The sequence below is a fragment of the Thalassospira lucentensis genome, assembly GCF_032921865.1.
Classification (GTDB): domain Bacteria; phylum Pseudomonadota; class Alphaproteobacteria; order Rhodospirillales; family Thalassospiraceae; genus Thalassospira; species Thalassospira lucentensis_A.
Map to the genome: position 1 here is coordinate 1,808,539 of NZ_CP136684.1, position 17,175 is coordinate 1,825,713.

Annotated in this window: 16 protein-coding genes and 1 other RNA gene; 8 read left to right on the forward strand and 9 right to left on the reverse strand. The window is 55.0% G+C overall.

Annotation, left to right across the window (positions count from 1 at the left end; genetic code table 11):
- Positions 1-10 precede the first annotated feature (10 nt).
- The 4 genes from R1T41_RS08935 to R1T41_RS08950 form a co-directional block, all read right to left on the reverse strand.
- The gene (locus R1T41_RS08935) at positions 11-1,486 is read right to left on the reverse strand and encodes a DUF4139 domain-containing protein (protein ID WP_317341306.1); all 1,476 of its coding nucleotides are present in this window, start codon (positions 1,484-1,486) and stop codon (positions 11-13) included.
- 137 nt (positions 1,487-1,623) lie between these two features.
- A complete protein-coding gene (gene fliW / locus R1T41_RS08940) occupies positions 1,624-2,112 on the reverse strand; it encodes a flagellar assembly protein FliW (RefSeq protein ID WP_317341307.1) in 489 nt (162 codons plus the stop codon).
- A gap of 98 nt (positions 2,113-2,210) precedes the next feature.
- Positions 2,211-3,587 carry an adenylate/guanylate cyclase domain-containing protein gene (locus R1T41_RS08945; RefSeq protein ID WP_297203988.1) on the reverse strand — a complete coding sequence of 459 codons (1,377 nt, stop codon included), beginning with the start codon at positions 3,585-3,587 and terminating at the stop codon, positions 2,211-2,213.
- Positions 3,571-4,305 (reverse strand): Crp/Fnr family transcriptional regulator, encoded by a 735-nt coding sequence (locus tag R1T41_RS08950; RefSeq protein WP_062950486.1) that lies wholly within the window; start codon positions 4,303-4,305, stop codon positions 3,571-3,573. Before R1T41_RS08950 ends, R1T41_RS08945 begins: the two co-directional genes overlap by 17 nt.
- Positions 4,306-4,707: 402 nt before the next feature.
- Here R1T41_RS08950 and R1T41_RS08955 point away from each other — a divergent pair, with 402 nt between their 5' ends.
- From R1T41_RS08955 to R1T41_RS08985, 7 genes are all read left to right on the forward strand, one after another.
- Positions 4,708-5,733 carry a DctP family TRAP transporter solute-binding subunit gene (locus R1T41_RS08955; protein ID WP_062949630.1) on the forward strand — a complete coding sequence of 342 codons (1,026 nt, stop codon included), beginning with the start codon at positions 4,708-4,710 and terminating at the stop codon, positions 5,731-5,733.
- Positions 5,734-5,864: 131 nt separating this feature from the next.
- Positions 5,865-6,347, forward strand: coding sequence for a TRAP transporter small permease (locus R1T41_RS08960; protein ID WP_317341308.1), 483 nt, complete (start codon positions 5,865-5,867; stop codon positions 6,345-6,347).
- Positions 6,344-7,612, forward strand: a complete 1,269-nt coding sequence (locus tag R1T41_RS08965; RefSeq protein ID WP_317341310.1) for a TRAP transporter large permease — start codon at positions 6,344-6,346, stop codon at positions 7,610-7,612. The genes R1T41_RS08960 and R1T41_RS08965 overlap by 4 nt, the downstream gene beginning before the upstream one ends.
- Before the next feature lie 11 nt (positions 7,613-7,623).
- On the forward strand, positions 7,624-8,472 hold the full coding sequence (locus R1T41_RS08970) for a shikimate dehydrogenase family protein (protein ID WP_114109113.1): 849 nt from the start codon (positions 7,624-7,626) through the stop codon (positions 8,470-8,472).
- An 11-nt stretch (positions 8,473-8,483) separates the two neighbouring features.
- Positions 8,484-9,134: a GntR family transcriptional regulator gene (locus tag R1T41_RS08975; protein WP_062949622.1), complete on the forward strand. Its 651-nt coding sequence runs from the start codon at positions 8,484-8,486 to the stop codon at positions 9,132-9,134.
- 86 nt (positions 9,135-9,220) lie between these two features.
- Positions 9,221-11,104, forward strand: coding sequence for a bifunctional sugar phosphate isomerase/epimerase/4-hydroxyphenylpyruvate dioxygenase family protein (locus R1T41_RS08980; RefSeq protein ID WP_317341311.1), 1,884 nt, complete (start codon positions 9,221-9,223; stop codon positions 11,102-11,104).
- Between the two features lie 27 nt (positions 11,105-11,131).
- Entirely contained in the window at positions 11,132-11,581 is a 450-nt protein-coding gene (locus R1T41_RS08985; protein WP_317341312.1) for a type II 3-dehydroquinate dehydratase, read from the forward strand.
- A 1,011-nt stretch (positions 11,582-12,592) separates the two neighbouring features.
- Here R1T41_RS08985 and R1T41_RS08990 read toward each other — a convergent pair.
- The 5 genes from R1T41_RS08990 to ffs form a co-directional block, all read right to left on the reverse strand.
- Positions 12,593-12,844 carry a hypothetical protein gene (locus tag R1T41_RS08990; protein WP_317341313.1) on the reverse strand — a complete coding sequence of 84 codons (252 nt, stop codon included), beginning with the start codon at positions 12,842-12,844 and terminating at the stop codon, positions 12,593-12,595.
- The gene (gene recR, locus R1T41_RS08995; RefSeq protein ID WP_071239383.1) at positions 12,798-13,391 is read right to left on the reverse strand and encodes a recombination mediator RecR; all 594 of its coding nucleotides are present in this window, start codon (positions 13,389-13,391) and stop codon (positions 12,798-12,800) included. The genes R1T41_RS08990 and recR overlap by 47 nt, the downstream gene beginning before the upstream one ends.
- 127 nt (positions 13,392-13,518) lie before the next feature.
- Positions 13,519-13,842 (reverse strand): YbaB/EbfC family nucleoid-associated protein, encoded by a 324-nt coding sequence (locus tag R1T41_RS09000; protein ID WP_007091823.1) that lies wholly within the window; start codon positions 13,840-13,842, stop codon positions 13,519-13,521.
- A complete protein-coding gene (locus tag R1T41_RS09005; RefSeq protein WP_317341314.1) occupies positions 13,839-15,740 on the reverse strand; it encodes a DNA polymerase III subunit gamma/tau in 1,902 nt (633 codons plus the stop codon). The genes R1T41_RS09000 and R1T41_RS09005 overlap by 4 nt, the downstream gene beginning before the upstream one ends.
- A 153-nt stretch (positions 15,741-15,893) precedes the next feature.
- An RNA gene (ffs, locus tag R1T41_RS09010) (signal recognition particle sRNA small type) lies at positions 15,894-15,988 on the reverse strand.
- A 197-nt stretch (positions 15,989-16,185) separates the two neighbouring features.
- Here ffs and nudC point away from each other — a divergent pair.
- Positions 16,186-17,112: an NAD(+) diphosphatase gene (gene nudC, locus R1T41_RS09015; protein WP_062952258.1), complete on the forward strand. Its 927-nt coding sequence runs from the start codon at positions 16,186-16,188 to the stop codon at positions 17,110-17,112.
- The last annotated feature ends 63 nt before the right edge of the window (positions 17,113-17,175 follow it).

Here is a 17,175-nt window from a genome sequence, read left to right on the forward strand (position 1 = left end):
GACGTGACACTTAGCGGGTGCTTTTCACTGACCAGCTCAGATTGACTTCCTTACCGGCAGGAACCTCTATCGTCCAGACGATCAGGTCTGGCTGCGGTTTGGTATGTTTGTGATCTTCGCCGGTCACAACCCAGTCGGCCGGGACATTTTCGCGGATCGTGACGGTTTCGGTACGTTTGCCACCATTGGTGATCGACCATTCCATATTTGCCGTGATTTCATCGGGCATGTTCGGTCGTGCCTTGCGATCAAACGCCGTGACTTTACGGGTCCCTGAAATGTTGCTGGCATGACCAAGGCGAATGGTCGCCTTGCGCCCGACCGGGGTCAAAGACAGATTGTCTTCGCCAAGGAAGCCGGTCACGCCACTTTCAGATTGGCCAAATACACGTACCGTGCCAGCGGGCCACGGGCTTTTTTCGTCCGGCCCGCCATCATTCTCGATCTCGATTTCAAGGTCCGGGCGGCTAAATTCAGACACGTCGCTTTGACCAGCATAGTAAAGATTGGCGCTGCCGTTAAAAATCACCTTGCGGGTCGCGGGCAGGGCCTGGGATGCGATCAGCGGCATCATAACGACATCGCCATTGCGCATTGAAAGCCCATCAAACGGGCCGTAAACATGCAGGTTTTCCATGGTTTCACGATCCGGTGCACTCCCGCCCGGCGCGCTATCGGCCATGGCAGACATCATCATTTCACCGCGGGCCGCCTTCGCCATTGGTGTGTGCGTTACCCGGTTGGGATCCCCGGCAACCAGACGCAGTTGGGCATCGTTGATCGCGGTGCCGGTCTGGTTGGTGATGCGTGCCATTGCCGACAGGTTAAGGACATTCTGGGCACTGTCATATTGTCCGACATAGGCTGTTTGCCAGGAAACGCCACCCAGAAGATAGGCAAGCGAGATGTGATCAAGTGCGGCATCCGAGCCGATGGTGGCCTCTATTGCCGGGCTGGTGGCGAAGTTACCGGGCAGGTCGGAAATAATGATCTGTTCAACAGGAACCTGTTCGATACCATCAAGGGTGCGAACCAGTGCGCCACCGTCAATCGATAGCAACGTGCCTTCGACCAGTTCGTCATCCTTGCGCCGGATGGTAATGGTTTTGCCGACCTGATCCTGCAGCAGACGATACATCGTTGCCGGACCGTTCGCGGTATTGCGCAGCGAATGCCATACAAGGTTGGCATCTTTCTGCGCGCCCATCAGGAACGTGTCGTCCATGATGGTTTGCGGCAAATCTTCGATCCGAAGCGTTTTTACCCCCTTGGGGATCGTCCCGTTTCGTTGCTCGGCAATCATGCCAAGGTTGCCGGGGTAAACGGTCAACTGCATCTTGCTACGGTTTTCACCAGAAAGCGTGATGGTTTCTTCGGTTTTTTCGTCACCGGACTGTGCGGACGCCGGTTCGATGACCGGGCCAACAAAAAGGGCCGCGCTAAGAAGCGTGGCCATGGCAAAACGGTTGCGCATTTCTGATGACATCTCGAATCCCTTGTGTCGCTTGTTGCGTATTGTTCTTGAGCGAGCTTTACGCGAAAAAGTGGCAGGATCAAGGACGTATGAAGGTTTCGGAAGGACCATTCCCGCAAAAGGTCCTTCCCTGATCGGCTGGCGAAAAGTTATCCGCCCAGTGTCTGATGGTAGGAATAACTCGTATCGGGTAGCAGATGCTGGTAGGCGGCCTGACGGGATGTATCGATGATGATTGGTGCACGCAGATTGACCGACATGCTGGTCTCGCCACCGTCTTCCGGCTTGTGCAGAGTGACGATAAGCAAAACAGCACCTTCGTTCTTCTTGATACCATGAATGGTGAAAGCCTGTGCGAGATGCTCCGGCTTAATGCTGTTGCTTTCCATATTGTAGGGGGCAACGATAAAGGCCAGTTCCGGCTCTGTCAGGCTTTGCATCAGGATAAAGGTATTGTTGCTTTCGCCCGGAAAATTGGCGAGGGCAAAGACGTTGTGATCAGGAAAACCCTTGATTCCTGTCGGGAAATAAATGGCCTTATCCCACAAGAATTCCTTGTCTCCGAACAATGTGCGGATTGTAACAGAAGTCGGCACGCTGCCCGCTTCTGGTGACTGCGGTGTTGCGGAATCCGCCATACCGTCCTCCCTTATTCTGATGCTTTTACGAGTAAATGGCATTTTGGACCGGTTTCACCAGAATTCAAGGGGTTGGCATATCCCGACGGTCGAATTCTTCAAGTGGCTGATCGGGATTGAAAATGAACCGTGACCGGTTGACTGAAACCTTTTACCCGGATGGCATCCTGTTTTGCGAAGCTTCGCAGCAGGGCGGATCCTGCCGAAGATGTTTCTGACCGGAGTTTTCGCGCAAAACTGTCGCTGATGATGATGTCGGTATCAAGCGTTCTGGTCGCGCGTTCAAGACGGGCGGCCAGATTGACACTGGCACCGATGACTGCCGGTGTGACGGCTTCTCCTTCGCCTATATCGCCCACAACCGCCGGGCCGAAGTTAAGGCCGATACCGATCTGAAGTGGTGTGGTGCTGTCCGTCAGATCACTGTTTTGCCAGTCGCGGACATGGCAAACCATTGATTGGGCCGCGGATAATGCATTTGCCGCCGGGCAATCCATATCGTCAAATGCGCCAAAACTCGCCATGACCGCATCGCCGATATATTTTTCAACAATACCGCCATAAGCCCCGATTTGCGTCGTCATGATCTGGTGAAACTGGTTTAGCAATCGCATGACATCCTGCGGATCGCGTTTTTCCGCATAACCGGAAAAACCGATAATGTCGGCAAACAGGATAACGCATTCGCGCCTTGCACCGATCCGGATCGGCTCGTCACGATCTGCCAGTTGATCAGCAAGGGCAGCAGGGAAATAGCGGGCCAGATTGCCATGTGCACGTTCGGCGGCCGCAAACTGATTGATCAGAACCCGTAACCGCGAAACCATCACCGCACATGCCAGCGTAAAGACAACAACAATCACAACCTGCTCTGCCAAAGCAGAAATATCGATGAATTCGGGCAGATTATAGGTGGTAATGATTTCATCCTGGGTTGGCGCCCAGTCATCCCCGAAATGCTGCGAGATGATGACACCCGGGCGTGTCATCAACCAGACGATGCTCGTGCTCCAGGCAATGAACAGCCAGAAGCCGAACCAGATGATCAGGCGCGGCGAAAAGGTCATGATCACCAAGGCCATCATGATCATGGAAAACACCACGCCGCGATCGCGAACGACAAAGCTGTACATCCATGCCGGATGATCGGTTAGCGGGCTCAGAGGATCGGGAACCACCGATACATAAACGATCAGGACGGCATCAACGATGGCCAGAACATAAAGAAGCCAGCGCCAGCTTCTGCCCCTAAAAGCTACAAAAAGCTGGATCAGGACCCCGGGGATGAACCAGCCCAGAACTTCCAGAAGAGAATAGAGCTCGCCAGTCGGGGAATCCGGTTTGGAAAACAGCAGCAGGATAAAGGCGAGCATGCAGATGCGCAGAAACGCAACAAGTATCAGGCCACGCTGCTCTTCGCGGGCGACCAGCCGGTCAAACAGGGAACTGGGGGAAGGATCAGCTTTTGATTGCATCGGCGAGAAGGTTTTTCAGGCCGTCCCTGTCACGGATAACCAGACGGCCATCCCGGCGCGTGATCAGATCGCGTTTTTCAAGGTCACGCAGCTTTTTGTTTACCGCTTCGCGTGTTACGCCCAGCATAAGGCCAAGTTCCTGTTGCGAAAGCGGAAGCGCGATGCGGATTCCTTCCGGATCAGGACCGCCGTGACGTTCGGCCAGCCATAAAAGACGTTTGACCAGTCGCCCGGTCAGATCAAGGAAATTGGCATCTTCCAGAAGGTCGCTGACCCAGCGCAACCGCCGACACAGAAGTGCCGTGATATGGCGGCGCAACGGTGCTTCGCGATCAAAGATTTCAAAAAAATCGTCGCGTGAAATGAACAGAAGCCGTGTCGGACCAACGGCACGCGCGGTTGCGGTACGGGGTTCGCCATCCAGAAGGGCGATTTCGCCAAATACAGCGCCGGGTGCCAGTACGTTCAGAACAATTTCCTTGCCGGTATCTGAAACGGTTGAAATGCGGATTTTGCCGGCTTCGACAGCATACAGTCCGTCTGCCGGAGAACCCTTTTCAAACAGCAACTCCCCATCATCCATCCGCCGAACGCTTGCCTGGTTTGAAAGTTGGGCGAGCAGTTCGGGATCAAGGTCCTCGAACAGGAAACTGCCTGCAAGAATGCGTGAGGCAATTTTGGCCAGTTGGGGTGTTGCGGTACCGGTAACGCTGTTCACTGAATTCACTTTTGAAAAGGGCGTCGTTTCGATCATCGAATCGATGCGTTGCTAGGCCAAAGTAGCATGAAATACCGGCTGCATCGCAAGTGTTTTACAGCAAATTCCATTGCGAAGGCAGGGGGATGGCTGTGAATTAGGGTGAATTGATCATGCTTTTGCCATGGAAGATCGGATTGTTGGTCCCGATATCGAAATGTACAAAAGCGTTCAGGCGTCCAGGTCTTGGTGTGGTTCCGGTTTCGGGAGTTCAGGCGTCAACATGCTCTAATTTATACTGATTCTAGAATGTTTGACAAAATCTCCTATATTTTTTAAAGTCTCCCTATTCCGTAAAGGTCCGATGCAGAAGATCATGAATAATATCGGGCTGTCGGGATTGTTTTCATTCGGGAGGAAAAAATGAAATTCGTCTCCAAAAGTGCACTGCTGGGTGCTGTATCGCTCGCAGCTGCTTCTTTCGCCGCACCGGCACAGGCTGCGGACATCACTTTGAATTTTGCCCATGTTGATCCGGCGGAATGGACGACCTCGAAAAAAGGGGCTGCCACGCAGGTCTTCAAAAATATTGTCGAAGCTGAATCCGCAGGCCGCATCGCGGTCGAACTGTTTCCTGCCGGTTCGCTCGGCGGTGAAACCGATCTGATCCAGAATACCCAGGACGGTACATTGGCAATGTCGATGGTATCTGGCCCCTTTTCCCAGGTTTGCCCTGAGGCTGCCGTCCTTGATGTGCCCTACATGTTCCCGAATGCCAATGTGGCGTGGAAAGTTCTGGATGGGGACTTTGGCAAGGAACTGGCCGCACACTGCCTTGAAAAAACCGGACTCCGCACGCTGGCTTATGGCGAGACAGGCTTCCGCAACTTTACCAACTCCAAACGTGCCGTTGCCGAGCCGAAAGATATGGATGGGCTTAAAATCCGTGTGATGACCGTTCCGCTTTATGTGGAAATGGTCAAGGCACTGGGCGGTGACCCGACCCCGATTCCTTGGCCGGAAGTCCCGACCGCCCTGACCACTGGCACAGTTGACGGGCAGGAAAATCCGATCAGCGTGATCTATGCCAACAAATTCTACGAAATGCAGAAATATCTGACACTGGACCGTCACGTCTATGGCACGGATTTCATTCTGATCAACGAAGATATCTATAGCGGTCTGTCTGATGGTGATCAGGCGTTGCTGCGTCGAGCTGCCGGAATTGCCGCCAATGTTGGTCGTGCCATTCAGCAGTTCAATTCTGCCGAAGGTGTTGCCAAACTGGCTGAGGCGGGAATGGAAGTGACCACACCGACCGCCGAACAGCTTGCAGCTTTCCGTGATGCTGCTCAACCCGCTGTAATTGAATGGCTTTCGGGCGAAATTGATGCACAGTGGATCGACAAGCTGAAAACAGCCGTCAGCGACGCTGAAACCTCGATGTAACTGGCTTTGGCAGGCCGGGTGGGACACCGTCTCGTGGTTTTCCCTCCTTTGCCCCCGGCCTGTCCTTTTTCTCTGAATAACGTCTTGCCCACCGGGCAGCCGATTTTCCCGTGATCACCCTGGGGGTAACCATGCATCGAGCAGAGACAGCATTTCGCCATCTGCTTGCCGGACTTTCGGGGATCAGTATCCTCGTCGTTTTCGGCGTTGTTTTTGCCGGTAGTGTCAGCCGGTATGCCTTTTCTGCTCCGCTGCAATGGAGCGAGGAAGTTGCCAAATATGCCATGATTTATGGCTGCATGTTTGGCATCGCCTATGCCTATCTGCAGGACAGGCAAATCAACTTTACGCTTGTGACCGATCTTTTATCCAAGCAAATGCGTGCGCGGCTGACCGTTATCGTTGACGTGTCCACTTTTGTTCTTGGGGGAATACTTGCCTATGCCGGGCTGATTTTTGCGGGAAAACGCGGTGGCATTATAGCATCGGGTCTTGGCATCCCGATGTATTGGGCGCAGATCGCCATGACAGTTGGGGGTGCTTGTCTGGTTCTGGCAGCCCTGTTCCGACTGGCCCGCCTTATGAATAAGAATCGCCCGGAGTATGAAGCATGATCACAGGTTTTGGCCTTTTGGCACTGCTTGCGATTGGTGCACCGGTGGCCTTTGCCATCGCGCTGGCGATTGCGATTTACATCAGTGGTGCAACATTTGGCATTGATTTGCTGCCCCAGCGTATTTTTGCCGGGCTTGACAGCTTTACTATTTTGGCAATTCCGCTGTTTGTTCTTGCCGGTGAACTGATGAACGCCAGCGGGATCACCAACCGGGTTATCAATCTTGCCAACGCGTTGGTGGGGCATGCGAAAGCCGGTCTGGCACAGGTCAATATATGGTCGTCCGTGATTTTTGCAGGCCTCTCGGGGTCGGCGGTGGCCGATACATCCGCGTTGGGGCGTATTTTTATTCCCTCAATGGAAAAGGAAGGTTATCCGCGTGATTTTGCGGCATCGCTGACAGCGGCATCCTCGGTAATCGGTCCAATCATTCCGCCCAGTATTCCGGTGATCATCTATGCGCTGATTACCAGCAATGTATCCGTTCCTGCGCTGTTTCTGGCCGGGATCGTTCCGGGCATTCTTATTGCGATTGCGCTGTCGGTTTATGTCCGCATATTTGCGGGCAACTATGCCACGCCGCGTGACCGGATGAATATGCGCGAAAAACTGCGCGCGCTTTGGGATGGTCTGATCCCGATTTTCATGCCGGTCTTTGTGATTGGCTCGATCCTGGCAGGCATTGTCACTCCGACCGAAGCCGCAAGCTTTGCCGTGTTTTATGCGCTGGTTGTCGGGCTGTTCGTTTTCCGTGAACTCAAACCATCGGAACTGCCGGGCATTTTCGCCAATTCGATGCGCGATTCATCAAGCATCCTGATCATTATGGGATCGGTTGCGGCGGCAAACTGGTTCATGACCTTTGCGGGCATTCCGCAGGCTGTCAGTTCATTCGTTCTTGGCTATGTCGACAGCCCGGCGATGTTCCTGATCCTGATCAACATCATGCTGCTTGCTGTCGGGCTCGTGCTTGAAGGCATTGCCGCAATGCTGGTTCTGGTGCCGATCCTCCATCCGATAGCGATCAGCCTTGGTATTGATCCGACCCATTTCGGCATCGTCGTGATCTTTAACCTGATGATCGGTCTGATCACACCGCCGATGGGGCTTTGCCTGTTTGTTGCGGATGCCATCGCCAATGTCGGTATGGCCCGGATGATCAAATCAATCATGCCGCTGTTCCTCGTGGAACTGGCGGTTCTGATCCTGATCACCTTTGTGCCGCAGCTCGTCACCTTTATGCCCAACCTGTTCGGATTTTAGGATTTCGCCCCATGTTGAAACTCGGTCTTATCGGTAAAGGCATATCGCGTAGCCAATCGGCCAGACTGCATGTCCTGCTTGGCCGGATGTGCGGAATTGAAGTGACCTATGATTATCTCGACAGTGAAAAGATCGCCGATTTTGATCTGATCGGGCAGCTAACAGTCTGTGCCAAGGCCGGTTATGCCGGGGTGAATGTCACCCACCCCTACAAAACCGAAGCCCGCAAGCTGATCCAGCGCCGTAAACGTCTTCCCGAAGCCCTTGGTGCGGTGAATACGGTGGTGTTCCGCGAAGATGGCTGGCGCGGGGACAATACCGACTATGTCGGTTTCATGCGCGGCTATCGCGGGCAGTTTGGCGATCAGGCACCGGGGACGGTATTACAGATGGGGGCTGGTGGCGTTGGCCTTGCGGCTGCCTTCGGATTGCACGGGCTTGGCGCGGACCGCATCCTTATTCATGACAAGGATGCCGACCGCGGTCATGAACTGGTTGCGACCCTGAAGGCCGGCGGGGCCAACGTTGCCTTTATTGCGGAGGCCGATCTTTCCGATGCGATCCGCAATGCGGACGGCTTGATCAATTGCACCCCGGTCGGCATGAACCAGTATCCGGGCAGTCCGATTGATGCTGCTTTGCTGGGCGGACAGAAATGGGCGTTTGACGCGGTTTATACACCGGTTGAAACCGCGTTCCTTCATTCCGCGCAAAAGGCGGGGCTTTCTGTCATGACCGGCTTTGAACTGTTCTTTTTTCAGGGTATTGAAGCATTCGAGGTTTTCAGCGGTGCGCAGATCGACGGTGATGCTGCCCGGATCGAATATTTCAATGCCTATCCCGAGGCATTGACGGGGTAAGGGGAAAGTCCATGAGCAGCACAGTTGCCGAGACAGTTTATAACGAAATTCGCGATGACATCCTGTATGGCGAACTCCAGCCGGGCGTGAAGCTGAAGCTTGATGCGCTGCGTGACCGTTATAATGCCGGCGTCAATACGCTCCGCGAAGTGCTGAACCGTCTTGTCGCGTCGGGATTTGTTTTTGTCGAAGGCCAGAAAGGTTTTCGGGTTGTCGAAACATCGCCCTCGAATTTCAAGGAACTGACCGCGATGCGGTTGCTGCTTGAAACAGATGGGCTTGGGAAATCTATCGATGCCGGGGATGTCGAGTGGGAGGGCCGCGTTGCCGCCGCCCATCACAAACTTTCGGCGATCGAAAAACGAATGCTGACCGAGGATAGCCGTGAACTGACCGTCCGCTGGAGCCAGTATGATCGCGAATTTCATCAGGCACTGATTTCGGCCTGCGGATCAGATCTGCATATGCGGATGCATCGCGAAATCTTTGACCAGTTCCGCCGCTATGTGGTGATCGAACTGAAAACGCATGGTTTCCGTGCCGAAGACATCATCGATGAACATCGCAGCATCTGTGATCTGGCGCTGGCGCGCGACAAGAATGCCGCGCTGGCAAAACTGACCGACCACATTGAAACCTATCGGCGCCGTTCGCAGGACTGATCGCATGATCTTGCCGGGTGGTTTCCGCCCGGACATCCTTCCGAACCTGTGCGCCATGATGCCCACGACCATCCCGGAGGGATAAAATGCTGACTTCCATCGCGACCGTATCGCTATCGGGCGATCTTCAGGAAAAACTTGATGCCATTGCTGCCGCTGGCTTCGACGGGGTCGAGATTTTTGAAAATGATCTGCTGACCTTTGATGGCTCCCCCGAAGATGTCGGCAAGACCATCCGAGACCTTGGTCTGAAACTGGTAACATTCCAGCCGTTCCGCGATTTTGAAGGCATGCCCGAACCCCAGCGCACCCGGGCCTTTGAGCGTGCGGAACGCAAGTTCGACCTGATGGAAGAACTGGGTACCGATCTTTTGATGGTATGTTCGAACGTATCGCCGCATTCGCTGGGCGGGCTTGACCGTGCGGCAAAGGATCTGGCCGAACTTGGCGACCGCGCGGCCAAGCGCGGGCTTCGCATCGCATTCGAAGCCCTGTCCTGGGGCAAGCATATCAGTGATTATCGAGATAGTTGGGAAGTGGTGCGGCGGGCCAATCACCCCAATGTCGGTCTGGTGCTTGATACCTTCCATATCATGGCACGCAAGGTACCGCTTGATGCGATTGCATCGATCCCCGGCGACAGGATTTTTCTTGTGCAGGTTGCCGATGCACCGATCCTCGAAATGGACCCGTTATCCTGGAGCCGCCATTTCAGGTGTTTCCCCGGACAGGGCGATTTTCCGCTCGATGACTTCATGCGCAATCTGGCGCAAACCGGGTATGACGGGCCGCTATCACTTGAAATCTTCAATGACCAGTTCCGGTCAAGCTCGACCAAAAACGTTGCCAAGGATGGCTTGCGTTCGCTGATTTATCTGGGGGATGGCATTGATGGTGTAAAAGTTGGGGAAAAGGCGGTTGCCCTGCCGCCAAAGGCGCATGCCCGCAATGTCGAGTTTGTTGAATTCGCGGTCGAAGAAGAAAACGCCGAAAAACTTGCCGCCCTGTTTGTCGGGCTTGGCTTTGAAAAACGCGGCAGCCACAAATCCAAGGCCGTCACATGGTGGAAGCAGGGCAATATCAATCTTGTCATCAATTGTGACAAGGATGGCTTTGCGCATTCCTATAACATCGTGCATGGCCCGTCGGTTTGTGCGGTGGGGCTTAAGGTTGATGACGCAAATGCATCGCTTAAACGCGCACAATCGTTGCTGGCGTCGCCCTTTACCCAGCCGGTGGGGGCGGGCGAGATCGAAATGCCCGCCATTCGCGGTGTGGGCGGCAGTCTGGTTTATTTCCTTGATGATCAAAGCGAACTGGCGCGCATCTGGGATGTCGAGTTCGAAGCATCGAAAACTGCCGACAAACCGGCAAATGACGCCAGCCTGAAGGCTGTTGATCATGTGTCCTATTCGATGCAGTACGAGGAAATGCTGACCTGGGTGCTGTATTTCACGTCGATCTTTGACCTTGGCAAAATGCCAACAGTGGATGTGCCCGATCCCGGTGGTCTGGTGCAAAGTCAGGTGGTTCAGGGTGATGATGGCGGGGTGCGGCTGATCCTGAACGGATCGCAAAGCCCCCATACCCAGCATTCACAATTCCTAAGCGAATTCTTTGGAAGCGGCGTCCAGCATATCGCACTTTCAAGTGGCGATATTTTTGCCAGTGTTGATTTTTGCCGGAAAAATGGTGTTGAAGTTCTGCCAATACCGGAAAATTACTATGATGACATCGAGGCGCGCTTTGGGCTTGATCCCGATCTTCTGGATCGACTGAAAGCTGCCAACATCCTTTATGATCGTGATGATGACGGCGAGTATTTTCAGGTCTATACCAAGACCTTCGCCAACCGGTTCTTCTTTGAACTGGTCGAACGTCGCGACTATCGCGGGTTTGGCGCGGCCAATGCACCGATCCGGCTGGCATCGCAAACCCGTATGAACCGGCGCAGTCAGACGTCGAAATAACGAACTATTTCAGGGGATAAGGAAACCATGAGCGTTTCGGAAATTCTTGTCATTAACGGCCCGAACCTTAACCTTCTGGGGCAGCGTCAGCCGGAAATCTACGGCTATGACACTTTGGCAAGTATCGCGGATAAATGCGCATCCCTTGCCGAGACGCTGGAGGTTTCTGTCCGGTTTGAACAGTCAAGTCACGAAGGCAGCATTGTCGATTTCATCCATGATGCACGGCAAAAATCGGCTGCGATCATCATCAATGCCGGGGCCTATACCCATACATCGGCCGCCATCCATGACGCGCTGAAAACATTCGACGGATATATCATCGAGCTGCATATCTCCAATCCGCATGCCCGTGAAGAATTCCGCCATCACAGCTGGATCAGCCCGGTTGCCAATGCCGTGATGGCAGGTGCCGGTGCCTATGGCTATGAACTGGCAACACGTCTGGCTGCGGAAAAAATTTCTCAGACCAAATAGGGTGATGGTACCCGGGTCCGAAACAACAAAGGCAGCATTGAATGCTGCCTCGGACTGCTGATCCGATCTGATCATCATTCCCGCAAAGCCTGCCCCCGTGAAAGCGGGGCGGCAATCCCGTCTCCTGCAACAGGGCATGGATTCCGGGTCTGCGCTCTGCTCCGCCCGGAATGACGATTTTGATCAATCGCCAAAGCCAACCCCGTCAGCCAACCACGGGCCGCTGACAAAGCCCTCCCAACCAGATCGTCATTCCCGCGACGGCGGGAATCCAGTCTCTTTCAACGGGGCATGGATTCCGGGTCTGCGCTGCGCTTCGCCCGGAATGACGGTTTTGGTCAATCGCCAAACCAATCCCGCCAGCCAACCAACCCCTCTGCCCCCGGCATCGCCAAACGCCACCGACCGGACGGACCACGTCCCGGACGGCCCCCGCTGCCCCGAATGACGCTCGCTCTCGGTTGCCCCAAAACGCACCTCACCCCAAGGGCCACAGCGTTGCCGAATGGCAGGCACACAAATCCCGCCATCGATGACCGGCCTTTCGGCATGTCCGACGCACCATCGGCCCGCTGACAACCGATCCTGCCAGCCGCTCCCCGCCAGCCACCCAGGCAACCCGGCCAGCCGATCCCGTGCCGATCCAATCCGGGCGCAATTCGGGCCCGCTGATTCTCGGCATTGTCACGCTTCACTGACCGGACTGGCCCCGAACTGGACCCGGACTGGACTGAGCTGGACCTAACCAGCTTCACCTCGCCCCGGCTATCCCAGCCCCGAACAAACACCCTTGCCCCAGGGACACATCTCTCCCGTCATGATATACACCCGTTTTCGTAAATATCGCATGGCCTCACGGCCCGGACGCACCACCGCCGTAATGACTTTTCCATGCGCCAGTGATGCTCCTTTGGCGACGCCGCCCCCGCCATTTCATCCCGTCAGATCGCTGCCCTGTCATCGTCTCATTCCTGTTTTGCCGCCCGAAACGCAAAAACCCGCAAAAGCGGATCACGCTTTGCGGGTTTTGTCTCTGGACCTATTTGTCCTGTTGACTTTATCTTTATGCCACAACCAAAAGAACAAATCAAGAACTTTTTTCAAAAAAGCCGGAAAAAGTTCCCGGTCGATGCTCTGCGTGACCGAAAAGGCATATTTATCAACATCCTGAGGCAGCATTGAATGCTGCCTTTCTGTTTTCATGAACGGTTTGCGATCAAACTGCGCTGCGTGATCGAAGGGCTGCGGCCAGCGTGCCGTCATCAAGGTAATCAAGTTCGCCGCCAACCGGGACCCCGTGCGCCAGGCGTGTAACCTTGACCCCGGTTTCGATCAGGCGTTCGGTAATGTAATGTGCGGTGGTCTGGCCATCGACCGTGGCATTGGTGGCAAGGATTACTTCCGTCACAGCCTCGTCACGTGCCCGTTCAATCAGTTGATCGATGCGCAAATCATCTGGCCCGACCCCATCAAGCGGCGACAATGTCCCACCCAGAACATGATATTGCCCCTTGAACGCCCCGGCACGTTCCAGCGCCCAAAGATCCTGAACTTCCTCGACCACGCAAATCGCATCGTGGGTGCGATTGCGATCAGCACAAATATGGCACGGATCGACAACATCAATATTGCCGCAAATGCCGCAATTGGTCATGGCATTCGCGGTTTCTTCCAGTGCGTGGGACAACGGGATCATCAGGGTTTCGGGCTTTTTGAGCATCTGCAAAACCGCACGCCGTGCTGACCGCGGGCCAAGCCCCGGTAGGCGTGACAGAAGCTTGATCAGATTTTCGATTTCCCGTCCGTTCATGATGGTCCCGTCTTGCGGTTGATCTTTTGATTGGTGTCTCTGGTAGCTTGTATCAAAAACAAAGGGCGGCGCAATGCCACCCTTTGATTTATGCGGCATGACCGCAATTTGATATTGGTTTTGCCGATCAGAACGGAAGTTTGAAACCTTCGGGCAGGTTGAGCCCGCCGGTGACGTCCTTCATCTTGTCCTGGACGGCGGCTTCGACCTTGACCTTGGCATCGTTATAGGCGGCAACGATCAGATCTTCGAGAACTTCGGTGTCCTCGGGATCGACGATGCTTTTGTCGAGTTTCAGGCCACGCATCTCGCCCTTACCGTTCAGCATGACCTTGACCATGCCCGCCCCGGACTGGCCTTCGATTTCAAGTGCCACAAGTCCTTCCTGCATTTCCTGCATTTTGGACTGCATTTGCTGGGCCTGTTTCAGCATCCCTGCAAGGTTCTTCATAGCTCGTCGTCTCCTTCGAGATAAAACGCATCATCGTAAACGGAACCGCTGTCATCCTGCTCGCCCTCGGTTTCTTCCTGTCCCGGTGGCAGATGGACGGCAACGATTTTTGCCTTGGGTAACCCATCAAGGATCGCCTTGACCAGCGGATCAAGCGATGCATCCGCCTTGCGCTGCTCAAGGTCCTCAAGTTCCTGTTCCTTAAGCGTCGGCGCACCTTCTTCGCGTTCCGAAACGCTGACCATCCAGCGATGACCGGTCAGATTGTTCAGGGTCTTGATCAACTGGCTTGCCAAATCCGCACGCGCGCCGCGCGCAGGACGATATTCAATGCGGCCCGGTTCATATTTCACCAGATGCATATAATTTTTAAGCTGGATCGCAAGCGCTGTTGTTTCGCGCTCTTTCGACAGCAATTCGGCAACTTCGGCAAAGGTTTCGGGCAGCTTGGCATAAGCCTGCTGCGGGGCCTGTTCGGGCTCGCCCAGTGGATCGGGACGCGCATGGGCAACCGCGGCACCGCCGCCATTAACCACCTGCATGCGCGGACCCGGTCCGCCACCACCATTGCCACCACCCCCGCCTTGCGGGGCATTGCTGGATTTATTCAGATCACTGCGCAGTTTCTTGATCAGATCGCCCGGGGGCGGCATTTCGGCGGCATAAGCCAGCCGGATCAGGATCATTTCGGCGGCCTGGATCGGGCTTGGCGCGATACGTGTTTCTTCCAGCCCTTTAAGCAGCATCTGCCATGCGCGGGTCAGCTGCGGCATGGCAAGCTTGGCGGCGATTTCCTTGCCGCGATCGCGTTCGATCTGCGACACGCCGGGATCATTTGCCGCCTCGGGCGACAGCTTCACCCGTGTTAGCCAATGGGTCAGGTCAAGCATATCCTGCAACATCACCGCCGGATCGCCGCCTAGCGCATATTGCGCACCCAGCAATTCCAGTGCTTCGTTGATCTCGCCCTTCATGGTCTGATCAAACAGATCAAAAATCCGCGACCTGTCGGACAGGCCCAGCATATCGCGGACCTGCTGGGTCGTGACTTTGCCTGCACCATGCGAAATCGCCTGATCCAGAAGGCTCATGCCGTCGCGAACCGATCCATCGGCAGCACGCGCAATCAGGGCAAGCGCCTCGTCCTCGATATCAGCATGTTCAAGGTCGGCGATGCGTTTGTAATGGGCGGCCAGTTCGTCGGTTTGAACCCGGCGCAAATCAAAACGCTGGCAACGCGATAGGACCGTAATCGGAATTTTGCGGATTTCGGTGGTCGCAAAGATGAATTTCACATGCTCCGGCGGTTCTTCCAGCGTTTTCAAAAGCGCGTTAAACGCACTTTTCGACAGCATGTGCACTTCGTCGATGATGTAAATCTTGTAGCGGGCCGATGTCGGGCGATAACGAACGCCTTCGATCAGTTCGCGAATATCGTCAACACCGGTACGTGACGCGGCATCCATTTCCAGAACGTCGACATGACGGTCTTCGGCAATCGCGCGGCAATGTTCGCAAACACCGCATGGCTCGATGGTGGCATTGCCTTTGCCATCCGGCCCGATGCAGTTCAGCGCGCGCGCAATGATACGGGCGGTCGTGGTTTTACCGATCCCGCGCACCCCGGTCAGAACAAAGGCATGCGCCAGACGACCGCTTTCAAGCGCGTTCGACAGCGTCTTGACCATCGGCCCGTGACCGATCAGCTCGTCAAAGGTTTTCGGGCGATATTTGCGGGCAAGAACCTGATATTCGCTTTTGGGCGCTTCTTCGGCCTTTGCGGCAGGCGCAGAGACGGGTGCCGCCGCGGCGGGTTCCTGTTCCATATCAAGCTCTGGCGCCTCAGCCTCGGGCGTTTCTGGTGCTGACGTTTCGGTGCTGTCGATCTGATCCGTCATTCATCCGGTCCGGCATGTTTCAATGTGCTTTGGTTTTAGCAGCTTCGTCCCCGCATGGGAAAGACCAAGTGGGAAATTTCCCACACAAAATTCCATGGCAGGCAGGATGCTGCAAAGCATGGCGGAAACGTGTGATTTTGGGGGATGCAAAGGGTGAGAGACTGAACCGCGACCCGGAAAAACTCGTTACGGCTGCTACCTTCCGGTCCTGACCGGGTTGGCGAGCGGTCCGTCCACGGCCAGCCTCTCGCCCCCTATATCGCGCAAGGAACCATAAAACGCAAGGCCCGGCTTTGATTTTTTCATAAATCGCGTGATCGTGGCTTTGATGGCGGGTTTGGTCGGGTTAATGTCGGTGCCCGTCACTTGAATATGCTGATCCGCCATGTCGAATACCGGGACTCGGTCCCGCTTCTGGCGGCACCAAACAAGGAATTGCCCCGAAATGGACAGGCTGTTTTACGAAGCAACCGATCTGGATCGCGATGCCCGGTTGCGCACCCGGGAAAACTGGCGTGAACTGCTGCTGGCCGAGGAAAGCGTTAAAATTCTGATCTGCCATGCTGGCGACCCTTTGTTTGCGTGGCCCGAAGACATGAACGAGCACGAGCTTGTTGTCGTCGGAGGTCCCGCCTTGCCGTATCTTGATCTTGAAATCGAACGGGCAAATTGGATCTATATCGGTCGACATGGCGGAGAGGCCGTCATCGCGATTGATATCGCGCCAATCATTTCTGATCGCGATGATGCCATTCGTCGATTGGGTGGCGGGTTTGGCGATATGCGTAGCCGTATGGCAGCTCTTTCCGAAGACGAGGCCGCCCTTGCGGCCCAGGCCCGCGCCATTTTCAACTGGCATCAGAAACATCAGTTTTGCGGTGTATGCGGGCATCCCAATCAGGTGATGGAAGCCGGTTACCGCCTGCAATGCAGTAACCCGGAGTGCGGTACCCCACATTTTCCGCGGACTGATCCGGCGGTAATCATGCTGATCCATCACAATGACCATGTCTTGCTGGCACGTTCCCCGCAATTCCTCCCCGGTACCGTTTCCGTGCTTGCCGGGTTTGTCGAACCGGGTGAAACGCTTGAACAGGCCGTTGCGCGCGAAGTCTTCGAAGAAGTCGGGATACGCATCAAACGTGCACGCTATATTGCATCTCAACCATGGCCTTTCCCCGGATCCTTGATGCTTGGGTTTATCGCCGAGGCAGAAACGACCGACATCGTCATTGATGAAAAGGAAATTGAATTCGCGATGTGGGTGCATCGCGACGAGGTTGCCGCCCTGCCGGAAAAAGGCGTCAATCTTCCCCGTCCCATTTCTATTGCGCGCTACCTTCTGGAAAACTGGTGCGAAGGACGCATATAGAGAAGTATTCACCGTACTGTGATGGTTTGGAATGCCGTTGCATCTCGGTCAATAAACGGGTGG